General features: G+C 29.7%; 20 protein-coding genes and 1 tRNA gene. 1 reads left to right on the top strand and 20 read right to left on the bottom strand.

The window, feature by feature from the left end:
• Positions 1-56: 56 nt before the first annotated feature.
• The 17 genes from HMPREF2930_RS00875 to HMPREF2930_RS00795 form a co-directional block, all read right to left on the bottom strand.
• Positions 57-142, bottom strand: a tRNA-Leu gene (locus HMPREF2930_RS00875).
• A gap of 270 nt (positions 143-412) precedes the next feature.
• Positions 413-865, bottom strand: a complete 453-nt coding sequence (locus HMPREF2930_RS00870; RefSeq protein WP_017174802.1) for a SprT family protein — start codon at positions 863-865, stop codon at positions 413-415.
• Positions 858-3,005, bottom strand: coding sequence for a Tex family protein (locus HMPREF2930_RS00865; protein WP_017174801.1), 2,148 nt, complete (start codon positions 3,003-3,005; stop codon positions 858-860). The genes HMPREF2930_RS00870 and HMPREF2930_RS00865 overlap by 8 nt, the downstream gene beginning before the upstream one ends.
• 125 nt (positions 3,006-3,130) lie before the next feature.
• A complete protein-coding gene (gene sigB, locus HMPREF2930_RS00860) occupies positions 3,131-3,901 on the bottom strand; it encodes an RNA polymerase sigma factor SigB (protein WP_017174800.1) in 771 nt (256 codons plus the stop codon).
• The gene (rsbW, locus tag HMPREF2930_RS00855; protein ID WP_049335593.1) at positions 3,876-4,328 is read right to left on the bottom strand and encodes an anti-sigma B factor RsbW; all 453 of its coding nucleotides are present in this window, start codon (positions 4,326-4,328) and stop codon (positions 3,876-3,878) included. Before rsbW ends, sigB begins: the two co-directional genes overlap by 26 nt.
• A 28-nt stretch (positions 4,329-4,356) precedes the next feature.
• Positions 4,357-4,683: an anti-sigma factor antagonist gene (locus tag HMPREF2930_RS00850; RefSeq protein WP_002448686.1), complete on the bottom strand. Its 327-nt coding sequence runs from the start codon at positions 4,681-4,683 to the stop codon at positions 4,357-4,359.
• Between the two features lie 85 nt (positions 4,684-4,768).
• Positions 4,769-5,770 carry a SpoIIE family protein phosphatase gene (locus HMPREF2930_RS00845; RefSeq protein ID WP_017174799.1) on the bottom strand — a complete coding sequence of 334 codons (1,002 nt, stop codon included), beginning with the start codon at positions 5,768-5,770 and terminating at the stop codon, positions 4,769-4,771.
• A gap of 371 nt (positions 5,771-6,141) precedes the next feature.
• Positions 6,142-6,504 (bottom strand): type II toxin-antitoxin system PemK/MazF family toxin, encoded by a 363-nt coding sequence (locus tag HMPREF2930_RS00840; RefSeq protein WP_017174798.1) that lies wholly within the window; start codon positions 6,502-6,504, stop codon positions 6,142-6,144.
• Positions 6,501-6,671 carry a type II toxin-antitoxin system antitoxin MazE gene (gene mazE / locus HMPREF2930_RS00835; RefSeq protein ID WP_002448681.1) on the bottom strand — a complete coding sequence of 57 codons (171 nt, stop codon included), beginning with the start codon at positions 6,669-6,671 and terminating at the stop codon, positions 6,501-6,503. The genes HMPREF2930_RS00840 and mazE overlap by 4 nt, the downstream gene beginning before the upstream one ends.
• Positions 6,672-6,756: 85 nt before the next feature.
• A complete protein-coding gene (gene alr / locus HMPREF2930_RS00830; protein WP_017174797.1) occupies positions 6,757-7,902 on the bottom strand; it encodes an alanine racemase in 1,146 nt (381 codons plus the stop codon).
• Positions 7,903-7,944: 42 nt separating this feature from the next.
• The gene (acpS, locus tag HMPREF2930_RS00825) at positions 7,945-8,298 is read right to left on the bottom strand and encodes a holo-ACP synthase (RefSeq protein WP_017174796.1); all 354 of its coding nucleotides are present in this window, start codon (positions 8,296-8,298) and stop codon (positions 7,945-7,947) included.
• Between the two features lie 27 nt (positions 8,299-8,325).
• Positions 8,326-8,802, bottom strand: coding sequence for a PH domain-containing protein (locus HMPREF2930_RS00820; protein ID WP_017174795.1), 477 nt, complete (start codon positions 8,800-8,802; stop codon positions 8,326-8,328).
• On the bottom strand, positions 8,795-10,297 hold the full coding sequence (locus tag HMPREF2930_RS00815) for a PH domain-containing protein (RefSeq protein WP_017174794.1): 1,503 nt from the start codon (positions 10,295-10,297) through the stop codon (positions 8,795-8,797). The genes HMPREF2930_RS00820 and HMPREF2930_RS00815 overlap by 8 nt, the downstream gene beginning before the upstream one ends.
• Positions 10,287-10,604 carry a PH domain-containing protein gene (locus HMPREF2930_RS00810; protein ID WP_231451769.1) on the bottom strand — a complete coding sequence of 106 codons (318 nt, stop codon included), beginning with the start codon at positions 10,602-10,604 and terminating at the stop codon, positions 10,287-10,289. Before HMPREF2930_RS00810 ends, HMPREF2930_RS00815 begins: the two co-directional genes overlap by 11 nt.
• Before the next feature lie 409 nt (positions 10,605-11,013).
• On the bottom strand, positions 11,014-12,525 hold the full coding sequence (locus HMPREF2930_RS00805; protein WP_017174792.1) for a degradosome RNA helicase CshA: 1,512 nt from the start codon (positions 12,523-12,525) through the stop codon (positions 11,014-11,016).
• A 231-nt stretch (positions 12,526-12,756) separates the two neighbouring features.
• Positions 12,757-14,112: a UDP-N-acetylmuramoyl-tripeptide--D-alanyl-D-alanine ligase gene (gene murF / locus HMPREF2930_RS00800; protein ID WP_017174791.1), complete on the bottom strand. Its 1,356-nt coding sequence runs from the start codon at positions 14,110-14,112 to the stop codon at positions 12,757-12,759.
• 15 nt (positions 14,113-14,127) lie between these two features.
• Positions 14,128-15,198: a D-alanine--D-alanine ligase gene (locus HMPREF2930_RS00795; RefSeq protein WP_017174790.1), complete on the bottom strand. Its 1,071-nt coding sequence runs from the start codon at positions 15,196-15,198 to the stop codon at positions 14,128-14,130.
• A gap of 375 nt (positions 15,199-15,573) precedes the next feature.
• Between HMPREF2930_RS00795 and HMPREF2930_RS00790 the strand changes: the two genes are divergently transcribed.
• Positions 15,574-16,758, top strand: a complete 1,185-nt coding sequence (locus tag HMPREF2930_RS00790; RefSeq protein ID WP_017174789.1) for an FtsW/RodA/SpoVE family cell cycle protein — start codon at positions 15,574-15,576, stop codon at positions 16,756-16,758.
• A 160-nt stretch (positions 16,759-16,918) separates the two neighbouring features.
• Here HMPREF2930_RS00790 and HMPREF2930_RS11345 read toward each other — a convergent pair whose 3' ends face one another.
• From HMPREF2930_RS11345 to csoR, 3 genes are all read right to left on the bottom strand, one after another.
• Positions 16,919-17,056: an Lmo0850 family protein gene (locus HMPREF2930_RS11345; protein ID WP_002437525.1), complete on the bottom strand. Its 138-nt coding sequence runs from the start codon at positions 17,054-17,056 to the stop codon at positions 16,919-16,921.
• Between the two features lie 112 nt (positions 17,057-17,168).
• Positions 17,169-17,378, bottom strand: a complete 210-nt coding sequence (locus tag HMPREF2930_RS00785) for a putative copper chaperone CsoZ (protein ID WP_017174788.1) — start codon at positions 17,376-17,378, stop codon at positions 17,169-17,171.
• 15 nt (positions 17,379-17,393) lie between these two features.
• On the bottom strand, positions 17,394-17,687 hold the full coding sequence (gene csoR / locus HMPREF2930_RS00780; RefSeq protein ID WP_002437530.1) for a copper-sensing transcriptional repressor CsoR: 294 nt from the start codon (positions 17,685-17,687) through the stop codon (positions 17,394-17,396).
• Positions 17,688-17,972: the final 285 nt, after the last annotated feature.

Below are 17,972 nucleotides of genomic sequence, written 5' to 3'. Positions count from 1 at the left end.
AGGCTGAGGTTTTGCCATTAAACTACACCCGCAATATATAATGATTGGAATTGATTTGGTGCGGCCGAGAGGACTTGAACCTCCACGGGATTTCTCCCACTAGGCCCTCAACCTAGCGCGTCTGCCATTCCGCCACGACCGCTGGCAAAACGCAATAATCTATTGATTATCGAGAACAGTATTTATTGTAAATGATTTGTAATAAAAAGTCAATAACTTTTTAATATTATTTTAAACAAATTTACTATTTTTTAATGTTTACGTCATTCATTAATACAACGATAACTATAATACATACTTTTTAAACATAAGTCAATAGTTTTTATTAAAAAGTTTAAAAACCTACAACATTGTAGGTTTTTAAAGGACATTGTTATATTAGTAAAGTCTTATTGTTCATATTTAAATTTATTTATAAATACATCTTTAATTTCAATTTACTTCCACATTTACCACATCTCATTTTATCAGTATTAACTTTTCTAATTCTTAGATATGTAGTTTTACATTTACAACATTGATATATATAATTTGCTCTTTCTTCATAGCTTTGAATCGGCTGACAAAATCTTGGTGCTTGAACTTTATTGCTTAGCATTTTAAAGTCATGATCCTTATGTTGATAACCTTTTCCGGATAAATGTAAATGATAATGACATAGTTCATGCTTTATGATATTTATTAAAGCCTCTTTTCCAAAACGAGAAAATTGCTTCGGATTAATCTCAATATGGTGTGTAGATAATACATATCGTCCGCCTGTTGTTCGTAATCGAGAATTAAAATACGCTTTATGTTTAAAAGGTTGTTTAAAATACTCAAGTGAAGTTGTTTCTACTAACTTTTGAAGCATTTTATTATTCATTAGGATTAATCATAGTCAATGATACTTTTTCTTTATTTTTATCAATATTTAAAATCCAAACATCAACTATATCTCCTACACTAATAACATCCATAGGATTTTTAACATATTTCTTTGATAATTTTGAAATGTGAACTAAACCATCTTGTTTAACACCTATATCTACAAATGCTCCAAAATCTACTACATTTCTAACCGTTCCACTTAACTTCATACCTTTAGACAAGTCTTCGATTGATAATATGTCAGATTTTAACTGTGGTGTTTCATAGCTATCACGAGGATCACGATTTGGCGCTTTAAGAGATTTTATAATATCTTCTAGTGTTGGTTTGCCTATTCCAATTTCGTTTGATTTTTCTTCAATATTAATATCGCTAAGTGTTTGTTTAAGTTTATCTGAACCTAAATCATCAATTGATAGTTGTAAACTTTCTAAAAACTGATATGTCGCTTGATAACTTTCTGGATGAATAGATGTATTATCTAATGGTTCTTTACCATTAACTATTCTTAAAAATCCGATACTTTGTTCAAACGTTTTACTACCCAAACGTTTTACTTTGCTTATTTCGGAATGATGCTTTATAGATCCATTTTCTTCACGATAATCAATTATATTTTGAGCAATGGTACTTGATAATCCCGAAACATATTGAAGTAAAGATTTTGAAGCGGTATTTACATCTACACCTACTTGGTTAACTGCAGTTTCTACGACAAATGTGAGAGCTTGTTCAAGTTCTTTTTGGTTTACATCATGTTGATACTGTCCTACTCCAATAGATTTAGGATCAATTTTCACTAATTCACTAAGCGGATCTTGCACACGTCTACCAATAGACACTGCACTTCGTTCTTCAACTTGAAACTCTGGAAATTCATTTCTTGCTATTTCAGAAGCAGAATATACAGAAGCTCCTGCTTCATTTACGATAATAAATTGAGCATTTAGTTGATATTTTTTTATTACATTTGCTACAAATTGTTCCGTTTCACGACTTGCTGTACCATTACCAATTGCAATTAATTCAACATTATTTTCAGTTATCATTCTAACTAATTCTTTTTCTGCCAATTCTATTTTAGATTTTGGAGGATGAGGATATATAACACTTTTAGCAATAAATGTTCCAAAAGGATTAATAACAGCTAATTTACATCCAGTTCTAAATGCTGGATCGACACCTAAAATTTGTTTACCTTTCATAGGAGGCTGTAATAATAAATGTTTTAAATTTTCACTAAACACTTCTATAGCGTGATGCTCTGCTTTTTCAGTTAAATCATTTCGAATTTCTCTTTCAATTGAAGGCAAGATTAAACGTTTTAAACTGTCTTTAATTGCAGACTCAATATATTCAACTAGTTGATGAGCTTTTTTTACTTCTTGCGATTGTATAAATGTTTCTATTGAAGTAGTATCAAATTCAATTTTAATTGACAATACTTTTTCTTTTTCTCCACGATTCATTGCTAAAATTCGATGATTAACTATTCTTTTTATAGGCTCAGAATAATCATAGTACATACTAAATATCTCTTTTTCATCATTTGCTTGTTTTTTCTTTGTTGTCACAATCTTTCCTTGATAATAAACGTCTTTAAGTAAACGTTGTCGATACTTAGGATTATCCGAAATACGTTCAGCAATAATATCTTGAGCACCTTGAATTGCCTCATCAACTGTTTTAACTTCTTCACTTAAATATTTTCTAGCTTCTTCATTTACATTCATACTTTGTCCTTCTATTAAAAAGTGAGCTAATGGTGCTAATCCTTTTCGTTTTGCTTCAGTTGCTCTAGTTTTCTTTTTTTGTTTAAAAGGACGATATAAATCTTCTACACGTTGTAATTTTGTTTGTTGAAGAATGTCTTGCTTTAATTCATCAGTAAGTAAACCTTGTTGTTCAATATTATGTATAACTTCTTCTTTACGTTTTTGAAGATGCGCTACATATTGATATTCATCAGATATTTGTTTAATTTGAACCTCATCTAAACCACCAGTTGCTTCTTTTCGATATCTGGCAATAAAAGGTACTGTGTTATTTTCCTCTAATAGATTTAATACAGCTATGACTTGTTTTTCTAAAAATTGATATTTTTTTACAATATCATTAATTAATGTCTTTTCCATGTTATAACCACTCTTTGTATATAAATTCTCTTTAATTTTAACATATCTTTATTTTTACATTACATTTTTAACAATAAAAGGAGCGCCATAGAATTCAATATGAACTCATTGGTCGCTCCTCAATTTCATTGCTTAGCAGCTTGTTGTAATTTTCGTATTGCAGTTCGTTGTAATCTAGATACATGCATTTGACTAAGTCCAATACGTTCACCAGTTTCCTTTTGACTTAATCCTTCAATGAAAGTACATTGAATAATTTCTCTTTCTCTATCAGATAAGATTGGTAAAATACGTTCAAGAATCATTCGTTTTTCAGTAAGGTCGTAATTATCATCTTGTTGACCCATAATATCTAACAATGTAACTGTAGATCCATCCTTATCTGCTTCAATTGAATGATCTACGCTAAGTGCGTTATAGCTTTGACCCATTTCCATGGCTTCTAATACTTCTTCTTCATTTACTTCTAAACGGTTCGCAATTTCTAAAATTGAAGGAGAACGTCCGAGTTCATTCGTAAGTTCATCGCCCACTTTTTTTATTCTTGGACCAATTTCTTTAATTCTTCTAGGAACATGAACGCTCCATGTCTTATCTCGTAAATATCTTTTAATCTCACCAATAACAGTTGGCACTAAGAATGCTTCAAATTTGCGATCGAAAGATATATCAAATCTGTTAATAGCACCTATTAAACCAACCATACCCACTTGAACTAAATCTTCATGATGTGATTGTCCTTTTGAATACTTATATGCTAATGATTCAATTAGTTTGCGATAATGTTTAACTAATTTATCTTGCGCATGAGGATTTATATTGTCTTGGTGTTCTTTAATCCATTGGTTAATTTGTTCAGGTGATATCTCATTAACTGATTTCGACTCTTTCGTCATTATTTGGCACCTGCTCTTTTTTTATATACTTAATCATACTAATTGTTACACCAGACTCTTTTGAAACTTTTACTTCATCCATTAATGATTCAATCAAAAATAGCCCTAGCCCACCTTCACGTAAGAAATCGATATTTTCGTTTTCTTGGTAAGGCCCTAATTTTGATTTTGTAGATTCGTAGTCAAAACTTTCACCTTGATCTGAAATAATAATCTTAATTTTGTCATCAAATAATTCAAAACAAATATTAATCATACCATTTTGTTCACTATGTTTATACGCATGTTTGACAGCATTAGTAACCGCTTCACTTACTGCAATTTTTGAATCTTCAATATCATCGTATGAAGCACCTGCTCTTGTAAATACTCCTGATAAGGTAAGGCGAATTAAACTTACATATTCTGCTGAGGCAGGTAACTTCATTTCAATATAATCATTTTTGAGTGACAAATTACTCTACCTCCGTTCCTTCATTAACGTGCATTAAATCTTTTAAACCAGTAATATCAAATAATCTACTAATTCTATCTGTGACACCTAAAATATATAATTCTTTATCATTTTGATTTAGAGCCTTTAATGTTCCTACAAATAAGCCTAAACCCGTTGAATCCATATAACTTACATTTGCTAAGTTCACGTGAATATCATGATTTCCTTCTTGGCGCATAGGCACAAGTACTTCTTCTAACTCGGGTACTGTATATACGTCTAACTCTCCACCAACAATAACTTCATAATAATCATCATGGGTTATCGTTTCTATATTAAGATTCATTTACTTACACTCCTAATCTTTTTCGATATGTATACTATAGCAACTATACCCATTATTATTATAATATAATCAAAAAATTAAATAATTAATTCACTCTTTTTATTACTAAAATTGTCATGTCATCTCTTTTTTGCGTATTTTGTATTTTTAAAATGGCTTCATATAAGATTTGAACAATATCTTGGGGATGCATATGCTTATATTTTCTAATTAAATTAAGAACAGTATCTTTTGCAATAAACTCCCCCTTTTTATTTCTAGCTTCTGTTACACCATCAGTAAAAATAATAATTAAATCATCTAAATATATTGGAATTTCTTGTTGACTATATCGCGTATGTTGACTTACACCAAGTACTCTTCCTCGAACTTCAATTTCTTCAAATGTTTCAGTTTCAGCTCTATAAATGTATCCTGGTTCATGACCTGCTGAACTACAATATAATAAGTGATTCATTTCTTCATATAGTCCATAAAACATCGTGACGAACATATTTTGATTAACATTTTTTTCTACCACACGATTGAGTCGTTTTAAACCATCACTTGGTAATTGTGAATGACCATAGGAATCCATTCCAAATTTAATCATACTCATTGCTAATGCTGCTGGAATCCCTTTCCCTATAACATCTGCTACAGCAAAACTCATCGTACCATCTCTATGATCAATTAAATTAAAATAGTCTCCACTTACTTTTTGAGCAGCTACTGAAATAACACCTATTTGTATACTATCAAACTGTGGAATGTCTGTTTTTAACATCGTTTGTTGAAGTCTAGAGGCTAAGTCAATTTCTTTATCGTGGAATTGCATTTTATCAACTAAATTTTGATAATCTCTATAGCTATATCCAAAGCCTTTTACTACTTCTTCTAATACATCTAATGTATCTAAGATTTGAGATGTTTTTAAATTTAAAGAAGCAATATACGTTTTATGTAAATCAACAACATCTTCTGGTAGAATATCCTTTTTGATTACTTCTTCAGTGAATTCATCGCACTTCTTTAAAAATTGTTCTTTATTTTTAGTAACCAAGCTCTCATCTATAAGTTGCTTATAGTTTTTTTTAAATTCTTCCACGAATTTTGCCTCCTTACTTCATAGCTGATTAAAATATGTTTAAATATTGTCTGACACAATACAACATTTTAAATTTATTCATTAATATCAAATGTATATTATTCTAAAATAACTCTTCTACTTAAAAAGGGAGCAAGACAGTATTCATTTTGTGAATATGCTGTCTTACCCCCGCAAGGTTAATTGAAATTGAAAACTTGAGTTAAATATTTTCAATTCAGTTAACTACTGCGATATCTCTAAATAGTCATAAACTTACTCAATACTATCATTGAATTCAACTGAATTTAGTCTAATTAAAACTTTTCAAAAGTACAATTGATTTATTTCAAAAGTTTATTTCATATTTTTTGGATTATACATATAAAATACTAATTTTTTTGAGGACGAACATCGTGTAAACCTAAACTGATATCCAATGCATCGTCAACTTCTTTCATTTTATCTTCTGATAAATATGTAAGTTTCTCTTTCAATCTTTTTTTATCTAATGTTCGTATTTGTTCTAAAAGAATGACTGAATCTTTATCTAAACGATATTTTTTCTTTTCTATTTCTACATGTGTTGGTATTTTCGCTTTATTAATCCTACCAGTAATCGCAGCAACGATTACTGTAGGACTATATTTATTACCAGTATCATTTTGAATGATAACTACAGGTCTTACTCCCCCTTGTTCAGACCCTTGAACTGGTGATAAATCAGCTAAATATACATCGCCTCTTCTAATCATTCACTTTTATAATTAGATGTAAGATATGATTCGTTACAATCACAAGCTTCACATTCTAATGGAAATGCTTCTGTTGCTAGGGAGAGGTTTAAATCGGCCATTTGGACATAGCCCTCTTTTAATGATTGTTCAAGACTATGGCTTCTATTCTGATTAAAAGTTAACATACTATGAACCTCCAATTGATACAAACAAGACATTATAAACTTTAATTTAGTTTTATAATAACAAATTTTGTAACAAGTGACTATACTAATTTAATAATTCATTTGTAACTTCAAATTTTTTATTTAAATAATATATTCTTGGAAGTCTGCGTCCTAAATTACATAAAACTTCATAATTAATTGTATTTTGTTTTACAGCTAATGCCTCTACTGCTTGTGAAGAATTTAAATTGTTATCTATTAAAATAACCTCATCTCCTTCTTTCACATCATCTGGTACACTAATAATCATTTGATCCATGCATACTCTTCCAATGATTTCACATTGCTGTTGATTGACATTTACGGCAAATCCTTGCATAGATCTTAAGAAACCATCTGCATATCCAATTGGTAAAACCGCTATTTTCATTTTTTCAGTTGCAGTGAATGTACTTCCATAACTTACAGAGTCTCCAGGATTTAAATATTTAGTTTGAACAACTTGAGTTATTAATTTAGCACTTGGTTTTAATTGAACATCAACTTCATTTCTAACATATTCAGAAGGATAATAACCATATAGTGAAATTCCAAGTCTTAACGCATTGCATAATTTACAATTTGCTAATAAAGCGCCCGCTGAGTTTTGAGCATGTATATATTTTGGTCGCTCTGCTTTTGTTACCAACTCTTCAAAAAATGCATATTGCTGTTTCATTGAATCACCAGGTTCATCTGCATTGGCAAAGTGAGTAAAAACGCCGTCAAAAATAAGATTTGGATGTTCTTTAATAAGATTAATGACTAACTGATACTCTTCAAGCGTTTTAATCCCTAGTCTTCCCATTCCTGTATCTAATTTCACGTGAAGATATACATGATCTGAGTTATCTTCTATATAATGAATCGCTCGTTCTAACCAAAACTGTGAAGGCACAGTTAAGGTAATGTCATATTGAATCGCTTTATTTATATCTTTCGGTGATATCGCACCTAAAACTAATAGTTTAGCATTTATATTATGTAAGCGTAATTCAATGGCTTCATCTAAAGTAGCAACTGCAAAAAATTGAGCCCCATTATTTTCTAAAATTTCTGCTATTTTTACACTTCCTAATCCATATCCATTCGCTTTAATTACAGGAATCACCAACTTATCACTTTGAAGTGTTTTAAAAATATTATAATTGTATAGAATGGCATCAAGATCTACATTTAAATATGTCGGTCTATAAGCAACATCTGACATATGAAGTCCTCCTTATTTAAACTTATAAAAAATTGATATGATTTACTTTTCTAATATTACTTCACTCATTGCGTAATGTTGTGTATGCGTAATCGAGACATGAACAATAAAACCAGGATATTCGATGCAAGGTTTCCCCTTTTCATCGTTATAACAATCAATATCATTAAATGCTACCGTTTTTCCTAACCCTGTTCCTAATGCTTTACTAAATGCTTCTTTAGTTGCAAATCGTCCTGCTAAAAATTCTAATTTTCTTTTATCATTTTTAAAAGAGTTAAATTTTTGCTGTTCTTGCTCTGTTAGTATTCTATGTATTAATTTATCACTTTGTTTAATATACACGTCTTTTATTCGGTCAATTTCAATTAAATCAATACCAATACCATGTATCATATCCACACCTCACTTAATTATCCTTTATCATTCATATAGTTCGTGTTTTCTATTTTGAATCATTTGTTTTAAATAAATCGCTTCTTTTTTTGCAATTAGTTCTATATTGCATTCTCCACCTGCAGTAGATAAATGAAGATGTGCTAATTTATATTTTCTCATTATGAATCCTTCTATGACTTCTATATTTTGTATTCTATAAAACGGTATCATATCTGTTTCAACAGTTATGATACCTTTTCTAATATGAATCTCGTTTTCATCATAGTAATAACTGAAATAATGATATCTCAGAAGCGGAATAACAATAATAAATAGTATGATATAAAGCAATATAATGACTATAGAAATAATGATATTAATTGAAAGTTTTGATATATGAGTAAAATAAACATCTATCATATTGAGTAGAAATAAAAAAACAGTAATAATTATAAGCCCTATCAATGATGTGATTCTCATCACCTTTAGACCACTCGTGTTCATAAAACTATGTTCATTCAATCTTAGACCCTCCTAAATAGGTCTCAATATTTAATTGAACCTGTTTTTCAGAAGCATATTTAAGCTTAATATCTTCATTTACCGCACCCTTAGCTATAATAAAATGTAAATGTGCTAAATGGCTCTTTTCTAACAATGGATTTTGATTAACATTCATACCAATAATTTTATCCTTTTTAAAATAATAAGAATTAATATGCATGATACTTACTTGACGAAGTGCAATTTCATTTTTTCTATTGCATAATCCAGAAACAGATATATACACATACGCATGAATTGCCATAAAGATAATCATAATTATCGCTATCATATAACTCCATATACTCCAATAGTAAGCACCTATAGTTGCACCAAGAATTAATATGATACTAGGTATAAAAAAATGTCGATGATATCCTCGTTTTGGTACATTTTCAGTAATAGAGTTAAATTGCATTTCAGGAATTAATTTTCTAATAATAGAATATGCCTCTTTTTTATTAATAAATGGAAGAATCATAATTTTTCCATTTTCACTTACATCTTCATTAGATTTAACTTCTAAATCACTTGTAATAATAAAGTATATAGAGGTATATCCAAATAACTTTCTAATAAATGACTGTTTTTCTATAACTGCTTGTAATCGTTCAGTAGGCACTGTGATATTTTTTACATTTAGTAATCCATAAGTAATTTTCAACTCATTATCACGTTGTGTGATTGTATAGTTATAATAACGGAGAAAAACAATTAGAGTACCTATAACATAACAAAATATAAGTACAGTCAATATAATAATAGTCACTAAAAACGTCACTGACTGTATCCATTGAAAAAGACGAGACGTCCATTTTTCCCACGGGATAACATCTTCAAATGCACCTATAATAGGGGAAATAGTGGCGAATGCTACACCTATCACGCCACTGGTCAATGACATAAAAATCAACAGTTTATTAGACATTTTAAAAATTACTTTATTATTACTATTATCTTCAGATATTAATTCTTGTTCGCTATTATTGGGCTTATGATTAGTCTCTATTTCTTGACTATCTAACTGAAGTTGTCTTTTTTTAATTGTACGTTCAATCAATTCACTTTGTTGTTTCGAAATCGTTTCAAGTTCAATACCATCACTCGGCGTTTTAATTTGTAGTCGTACTCCACCTACTAATTGATTAATCAGTCCTTGTGTGGTATCTAAGGATTGAATTCGATTCAAATTTAATTCTTTGCGTTTTTTATTTAACCATCCAGATGTGACTATAAATTGATCATTTTCTATCCAATAACGCGTTAGACGTACTTTTTGAAATTGATTAATCATAGAAAAAAGAATAATCAATAAAAAGATACCTGGTCCAATATAATGTCTGATATTTGTAAAATCAAAATTCCATATATTAAATCCAATAAACACGATAATGACAAAAATGTTTTGCTTTATAACATTTATTAGACCCGTGAAATAAGAAATCGGATGTAGTTTTTGAGGTTTAAATATCATCATTACTACCTCGCATTTGTGATAAGATATGTAATATTAATCGTTCTGCTTCTTTATTAGAAACAACAGGTGTTGTGAGTTCATGACCTGCAGTTACAACAATGATTCTCTTAAGATTAAACTGTTTCAATAACGGATTTGTTTTAACCTTTAAAAGTTGTAACCTTTCAATTTTTGTTGTTTTGTACCTTTTAAAAATAAAAGTATTTAAAATTTCTATGTTCTTATTTTCTATATTATAAAATCTATAAGAGTATCTATTGATAGGTTGGAGAATAAAACGAATAAGAGAACAAATAGTTAACACAAGTAGAATATAAAAAATAAAATGTGGCCAGTGAAATGCTTTCCAACAACACAACCCACCACCCAAAATAATGAGCTCTATTAGTAACGTGACTCCACTTACTAACCAATGATATAAAAATGCGGATTTAGGACTTTTATGAAAAGAGTGATGTAATTGCACAATAAACTCCTTAACAATTTTTTTATATTATATCATACTATTTTTTAAAAATAATATGATAGATATTAATGTAAAAACCAAAACTGAATACTATCTATTTAAATACGATCAATTATCCTCTTTTTCTTTAAAATAATATTAGTATAAGCATTTATAAATTTAATAGGTAACTTATAATCAAAAAGAGCTTGAGACATATGTTTATACCTCAAGCTCAATCAAGCAAATTTATTCTTATCTATAACAACTATTTTTGTAAATCAGCAAACGTACGACCTTTGATAGATGTTTTTCTTTTATCTTGTCTATCTCGACGATCTTGTTTTTTACCTTTTTTCTTGTTGAAATTACCTTTTGATCGTTTATTTTTGTTATCAAATTTATTATTTCGTTTACCACCACGTCTTGATTGATTACCTTTATTATTACGACTCTTTCTTGCAAGTGGCTTTTCGAAAGTTAATTGAACTTCAACTTCATCGTTTGCTTCGACAAGTTCTTGTAATAATGAAGCTACTAATTCAGTACTATCATATTCTTCTAATAATTCACTAGAAATACGTTTTAAACGATCTTCACTCTCACGTGACATCCAGTTTTTAACTTTGTCTTTAATATCTTCTTCACGTGCTTTAAGCACTTCTTTACGATGAGGTGGTCTTAAAGCTTTCATTCTTCTGTCATTTACTTCTTCAATTTGACGAATGTAATCCATTTCAATTGGGTTAACAAACGTAACAGCAATACCTTCTTTACCTGCACGACCTGTACGTCCAATTCTATGTGTATAACTTTCAGTATCTTGAGGTATATCAAAATTATATACGTGACTTACACCTGAAATATCAAGACCACGTGCTGCAACGTCTGTGGCAACTAATATATCAATTTGATCGTTTTTGAATTTTTTAAGTACTTCTAAACGTTTGGCTTGTGTAATGTCTCCATGTAATCCTTCTGCTTTGTAACCCTTAGTAAGCAATGCACTTGTTAACTCATCCACACGACGTTTAGTTCTACCAAATACAATAGCTAACTCAGGTTGATGTACATCTAAGAAATTAGTAAATGTATCAAACTTTTCTAACTCTTTAACAATTGTATAGTATTCGTCGATTTGAGGATCAGACATTTCATTGTTTATTGTTTTAACAATTTGTGGTGACTTCATAAATTGTTGTACTAATGTCTGAATAGCTTTAGGCATTGTCGCTGAAAATAACATTGTTTGTCGTTGTTCAGCAGGGATTTTATCCATAATAAATCTCATATCATCAATGAAGCCCATGTTCATCATTTCGTCCGCTTCATCTAAAATTAAAGTATGAATATCATTCGTTTTTAATGTACGACGATTTAAATGATCGATAACACGTCCTGGTGTTCCTACTACAATTTGAGGCCCACGTTTTAACGCTTTAATTTGTCTATCAATTGGCATACCACCAAAGACAGTAACAACTTGAATATTTTGTCCACGACTGAATTCGCGTAATTGTTCAGCAACTTGCATTGCTAATTCTCTTGTAGGTGCTAAAATTAAAGCTTGAACGCCTGATTTTCCAACAACTTTTTCTATTAAAGGGATACCAAAAGCTCCTGTTTTACCCGTACCTGTCTGAGCTTGACCAAGGATATCTTTTCCTTCTAATGTATAAGGGATACTTTCTTTTTGGATCGGTGTTGGTTCTTTAAAACCCATTTCTTCTAGGGTTTTTACCGTTTTATCCGAAATCCCTAATTCTTTAAAATTTTGCAATATAATTCTCCTTTTAATTCTTTTATTTATCAATATACGTTTTTGTATATAAGGTCTTCTTATTACGTCAACTTCTATATAGTACCACCTAAAAATAGTTATAGCAATAAAGCAATTTTCATATCTACAGCAAATAACATTTTTAAGTAGAGTATTGGTTCTATTAAAATAATAAAAAGAAGTTGCTTTGAAACCTTTCATTTCTAAGCAACTCTTAATTATTATTAATAATTAAATTAAAGCATTTACTACTTCTTCAAGTTTATTACCACGTGACCCTTTAATTAACACTTTGTCATCAGGTTGTAAAATAGACTTTAAATAATGAGTCAGTTCATTTTTATCTGAAAAATAAGCTACATCTTCCACAAACTGGCCACCTGTACGACTTATAAACTTAGCATCATTACCGTAAGTAAGTAACGTATGAATACCTTTATTGTCCAAATAAGCACCTACATCTTCATGCATACGTTGACTATTTTCACCTAATTCTAAAGAATCAGCGAGTACAATGATTTTACGTCCATTCATATTACTTAACGTATCAATAGCAGCTTTCATACTTGTTGGACTTGCATTGTAAGCATCATTAATAACCGTAATTTGATTATTAGTAACATGTCGTTCCATACGCATACCTGTGAGTTGTACATTACTTATATTCTTTTGAATTGTGTCGTAATCTAAACCAAGTTCATGTCCAATTGCAATAGCGATAGTAGCATTTTTCATGTTGTGAATACCTAAAATTGGTAATTCATAATGTTCCTTGTTATTTATCGTAAATGCTATACCATCATTTTTACTATTTTCCACTTTACATACTAATGTATTGTCATGATTTAAACCAACACTAACAAGTTTAGCATCTTTCACATTTTCAACATGCGGTTTTAGAAGTGGTTCATCTCCATCATATATAAATGTGCCATCAGATTTAAGACCAATAGTAATTTCAGATTTGGCTTTAGCAATACCTTCTCTAGAACCTAAATCTTGCATGTGAGATTCACCAATATTTGTGATAACCGCAATATCAGGTTCCGCAATTTTAGATAACAATTCAATTTCATGGAATCCTGACATACCCATTTCCAAAATAGAAATTTCTGTGTCTTTGTCTAATTGAAGAATGGTTAAAGGTAAACCAATTTCATTGTTATAGTTACCTTGTGTTTTTTTGACTCTAAATTCGGTATGTAACACACTTTCAATCATATCTTTTGTTGTGGTTTTACCATTAGAGCCGGTCACTCCAATTACTTTTGGATTAACATGCTTTAAGTACGCTTTAGCTAATTGTTGTAAAGCAGTTAATGTATCATCTACCCATATAATAGGTCCTTGAATTGAATCGCTAATATCCTGTCCTTTTTCATAAAATGAAGCACCAGCACCATCTTTTAGTGCTTGTTCTACAAAACGATGACCGTCTACATTTTCACCTTTAAATGGAACAAATAACATCTCTTTTTCTACATGACGAGAATCGATAGTGACTCCTTTAATTTGATGTTCTAAATATGCTTCATCAATATCGCAAGATATCCATTTTTGAATTTGTTTTAAAGAAACTTCAATCATACTTAGGCTCCTCGCTTAATCGATAGTATATTTATTTTTCTTTTTATCTTCGTAACGTTCTTTAGCTAAATCAATTAGTTTAGTGATTAAATCAGAGTATGATAATCCCATATTTTCCCATAAACTTGGATACATGCTAAATGCTGTAAAACCAGGCATCGCATTTGTTTCATTAATGTAGATTTGATTATCTTCCGTCACAAAGAAATCGGCACGTACTAATCCAGAACAATCTGTAGCTTTAAATGCTTCTAATGCCATATTACGTAACGTCATTTGAACCTCTTCATCTAAATCTGCTGGAATTTGTAAACTGATTTTACCGTCTTTATATTTTGACTTATAGTCATAAAATTGAACATCTTTAATTACTTCTCCAGGCCATGTTGTTTCAGGATAATCATTACCTAAAACTGCGACTTCCACTTCACGTGCAATAATACCTTGTTCAATCACTAACTTACGATCAAATTGAAATGCTTCTTCAATCCCTTTTTTAAGTTCATCTTCATTATTACATTTACTAATACCCACACTAGATCCAAGGTTAGCAGGTTTTACAAATACTGGGTATGTTAATTTATCATTAACGAGTTTAATAATATTACCTTCATATTTTTCATATTCACTTCTTAAAAAACTAATATAAGGTAGTTGTGGTAAACCGCGATGTTCAAACAATTGTTTCATTACTAATTTATCCATCGAACTTGATGCAGCTAATACACCATTTCCTACATATGGTAAATCTAGCACTTCAAATAAACCTTGAATGGTACCATCTTCACCATTTGGTCCATGTAATAATGGGAAAATAGCATCATATTTACTTCCTTCCCCATTTTCTTTTAAAAGTAATGTAATTTCTCCAGGACTTATGTCTTCTAAATGTAATTCTTCAACAGTTTTAATATTTTTTGTAATATTTTCTTTTTTCTTCCATTGACCATCATTTGTAATATATATAATATCTACAAGATACTTGTCTTTATTAATCGCATTTAATACATTTTGTGCTGTTAAAATTGATACATCATGCTCAGCACTTTTACCACCATATACGATACAAATATTTTCTTTTACCATGTTTTATATCCTCCATCGAGAAAAATAATGACAAAAGCCATTTATAAATTGAAGTTTAATTACGCTTTTGTTTCTCTCATCATAATTATAATACTATAATGTATTAAGTTTAAATTGTTAATTATACTTTTCATTAACGATATGTAATTTAAATTATTCTTTCTAAATGTCCATATTATCACAGTATCAGTGTTTTTTGCATTTACCAATAAATAAAAATATGTATATTTCTTAAAGAATAGTCCATTCATGTTAATTGTTATTTTTTAGATTAAACTGCTTCGACTTTATATCATCTTCTATATTTTGTAGCATAATCATATAAAGTCATGTAAAATCTATATATACTATTCCATAGAATTTAAGGAGTTTTTTATGAAATATTCATCCCGTCAACAGCCTACAACACATTGGCTTCGAAAAATTGACTGGATACTTATAGCATTAATAATGATTTTAGCCATCATTAGTGTGACTACAATCAGTTCTGCTATGAGTGGCGGCCAATATAGTGCCAATTTTGGTATTCGTCAAATTATCTATTATATTTTAGGAGCAATACTAGCACTTATTGTGATGATTTTTTCTCCCAAAAAAATAAAAAATAATACATATATATGGTATATCTTCTTTTGTATCTTACTACTAGGTTTATTAATCATTCCTGAAACACCTATTACGCCTATTATTAATGGCGCTAAAAGTTGGTATGCTTTTGGTCCAATTAGTATTCAACCTTCAGAATTTATGAAGATTATTTTGATACTTGCATTGGCTAAAATCGTTTCTAATCATAATCGATTTACATTTAATAAATCTTTTCGTACTGATTTAATCTTATTTTTTAAAATCATTGGCATATCCCTAGTACCTATGATATTAATTTTACTTCAAAATGATTTAGGAACTACATTGGTTCTATGTGCCATTATTGTTGGAGTCATGCTAGTGAGTAGTATTACATGGCGCATTCTTGCTCCTATCTTTATTACTGTAGCCGTATTAGGAAGTAGCATTATTTTAGCCATTATATATAAACCCTCTCTGATTGAGAAAACGTTACATATCAAAATGTACCAAATGGGTCGAATCAATTCATGGTTAAATCCTTATGCTTATAGTAATGGAGATGGCTACCATTTAACGGAATCGTTAAAAGCTGTAGGATCCGGTCAATTATTTGGTAAAGGTTATAATCACGGAGAAGTATACATTCCAGAAAACCATACCGATTTTATTTTTTCTGTCATTGGAGAAGAAATTGGATTTATTGGAGCAGTGATATTACTTCTTATATTCCTAGCTTTAATTTTCCATCTTATCCGTTTAGCCATAAAAACAACTTCATCATTTAATAAGGTATTTTTAATTGGTTATATTTCTTTACTCGTCTTCCATATTTTGCAAAATATTGGTATGACAATCCAACTTTTACCTATTACAGGTATACCACTACCGTTTATTAGTTATGGTGGTAGCGCATTATGGAGTTTAATGCTAGGTATTGGTGTTATACTTTCTATTTATTACCATCAAAAGCCAGCGTCCAAAGATGCTTAGTAATAAATATATTTTAATTCAGTTAATAACATGAAAATAGTATAAAAGAGAATGAGACAAAACTCATTTTGACATTATCGTTCCACTTCGATAATGTATCTCCAACATATAAAAAAGTCTGAGACAACTAATAATGTCTCAGACTTTTTTCAATCACATATTATTTAAGTTCTTGAGTAACGGTTTTTGTGGTAGGCAAAGTATTAATAATGTCGAAACGAGATTTTGTTTTTTTGATATTGACGCCTAAAGATGATAATAATTTGACTACATTTTGTAACTTATCTGATTTGTTCATGGTATCTCACCTCGTTTTTTGACCTTCACTGATATACTACCCTAATTAGTCATGCTTTACTACCATATTTGAAAATTATTTTAAATTATTTAAGTTACACTAAAGCTTTTTATTATGAAAGTACTTTAAATCCAGCGTCATAAATTTCTTTTTCAATACTATTTAAATTAGTAGGTGTTTCATATTCAACATTAACCATATTTCTTTCTATATCGATTGATACCGTATGTACTCCAATCATATTTAACAAACGTTCATTTAACATTTGTGCTTGTTCCTTTGTTTCAATGTTATCTATAAATACAATATTACGGTTTAACATATTACAATCTCCTAACTAATCTTTCACTAGTTTTTGAAATGTCACTAGTAGTTCTTCCATTGCTTCTTCTTCAGTACCTTGATTTATTTTTTCCATAATACAACTTTTCATGTGATGTTCTAGTAACTTAGTAGCAACACTATTAAGTGCTGAACGTGTTGCTCTTATCTGAGTTAATACATCATCACAGTAGACGTCTTCATCAATCATTCTATTAATTGCTTTAACTTGTCCTTCTATTCGATTTAATCGAGATTTTAAATTTAATTTAACTTGCTCAGAATGATGGGCATGATTTTGATTTTCCAACTAATTCACCCTTTCAATAGCTTCTATATCATCGTATAATCTCCTCTTTATTACGTCAATTATACATTTTTATTTTAAAAATTAATCATACCATTTATTATAGTGCATGGTACAATATTTGTTAGTACATTAATTTTAAACGATTTAGGAGGTTCAATTAATATGGTAGAGATCGTGCAATTATCTTTCTCATATTCTTCTTTAATTATTAACATCATATTAATCACTGCCTTTATATTAAACTTGATTTTCGCATTTATCATTATCTTCATGGAACGTCGTAGT

It is taken from the genome of Staphylococcus sp. HMSC068C09, assembly GCF_001813735.1.
Taxonomy (GTDB): Bacteria; Bacillota; Bacilli; order Staphylococcales; family Staphylococcaceae; genus Staphylococcus; species Staphylococcus hominis.
Note: the sequence above shows the minus strand (reverse complement) of the source record. Positions and strands in the feature narration are given on the sequence as shown.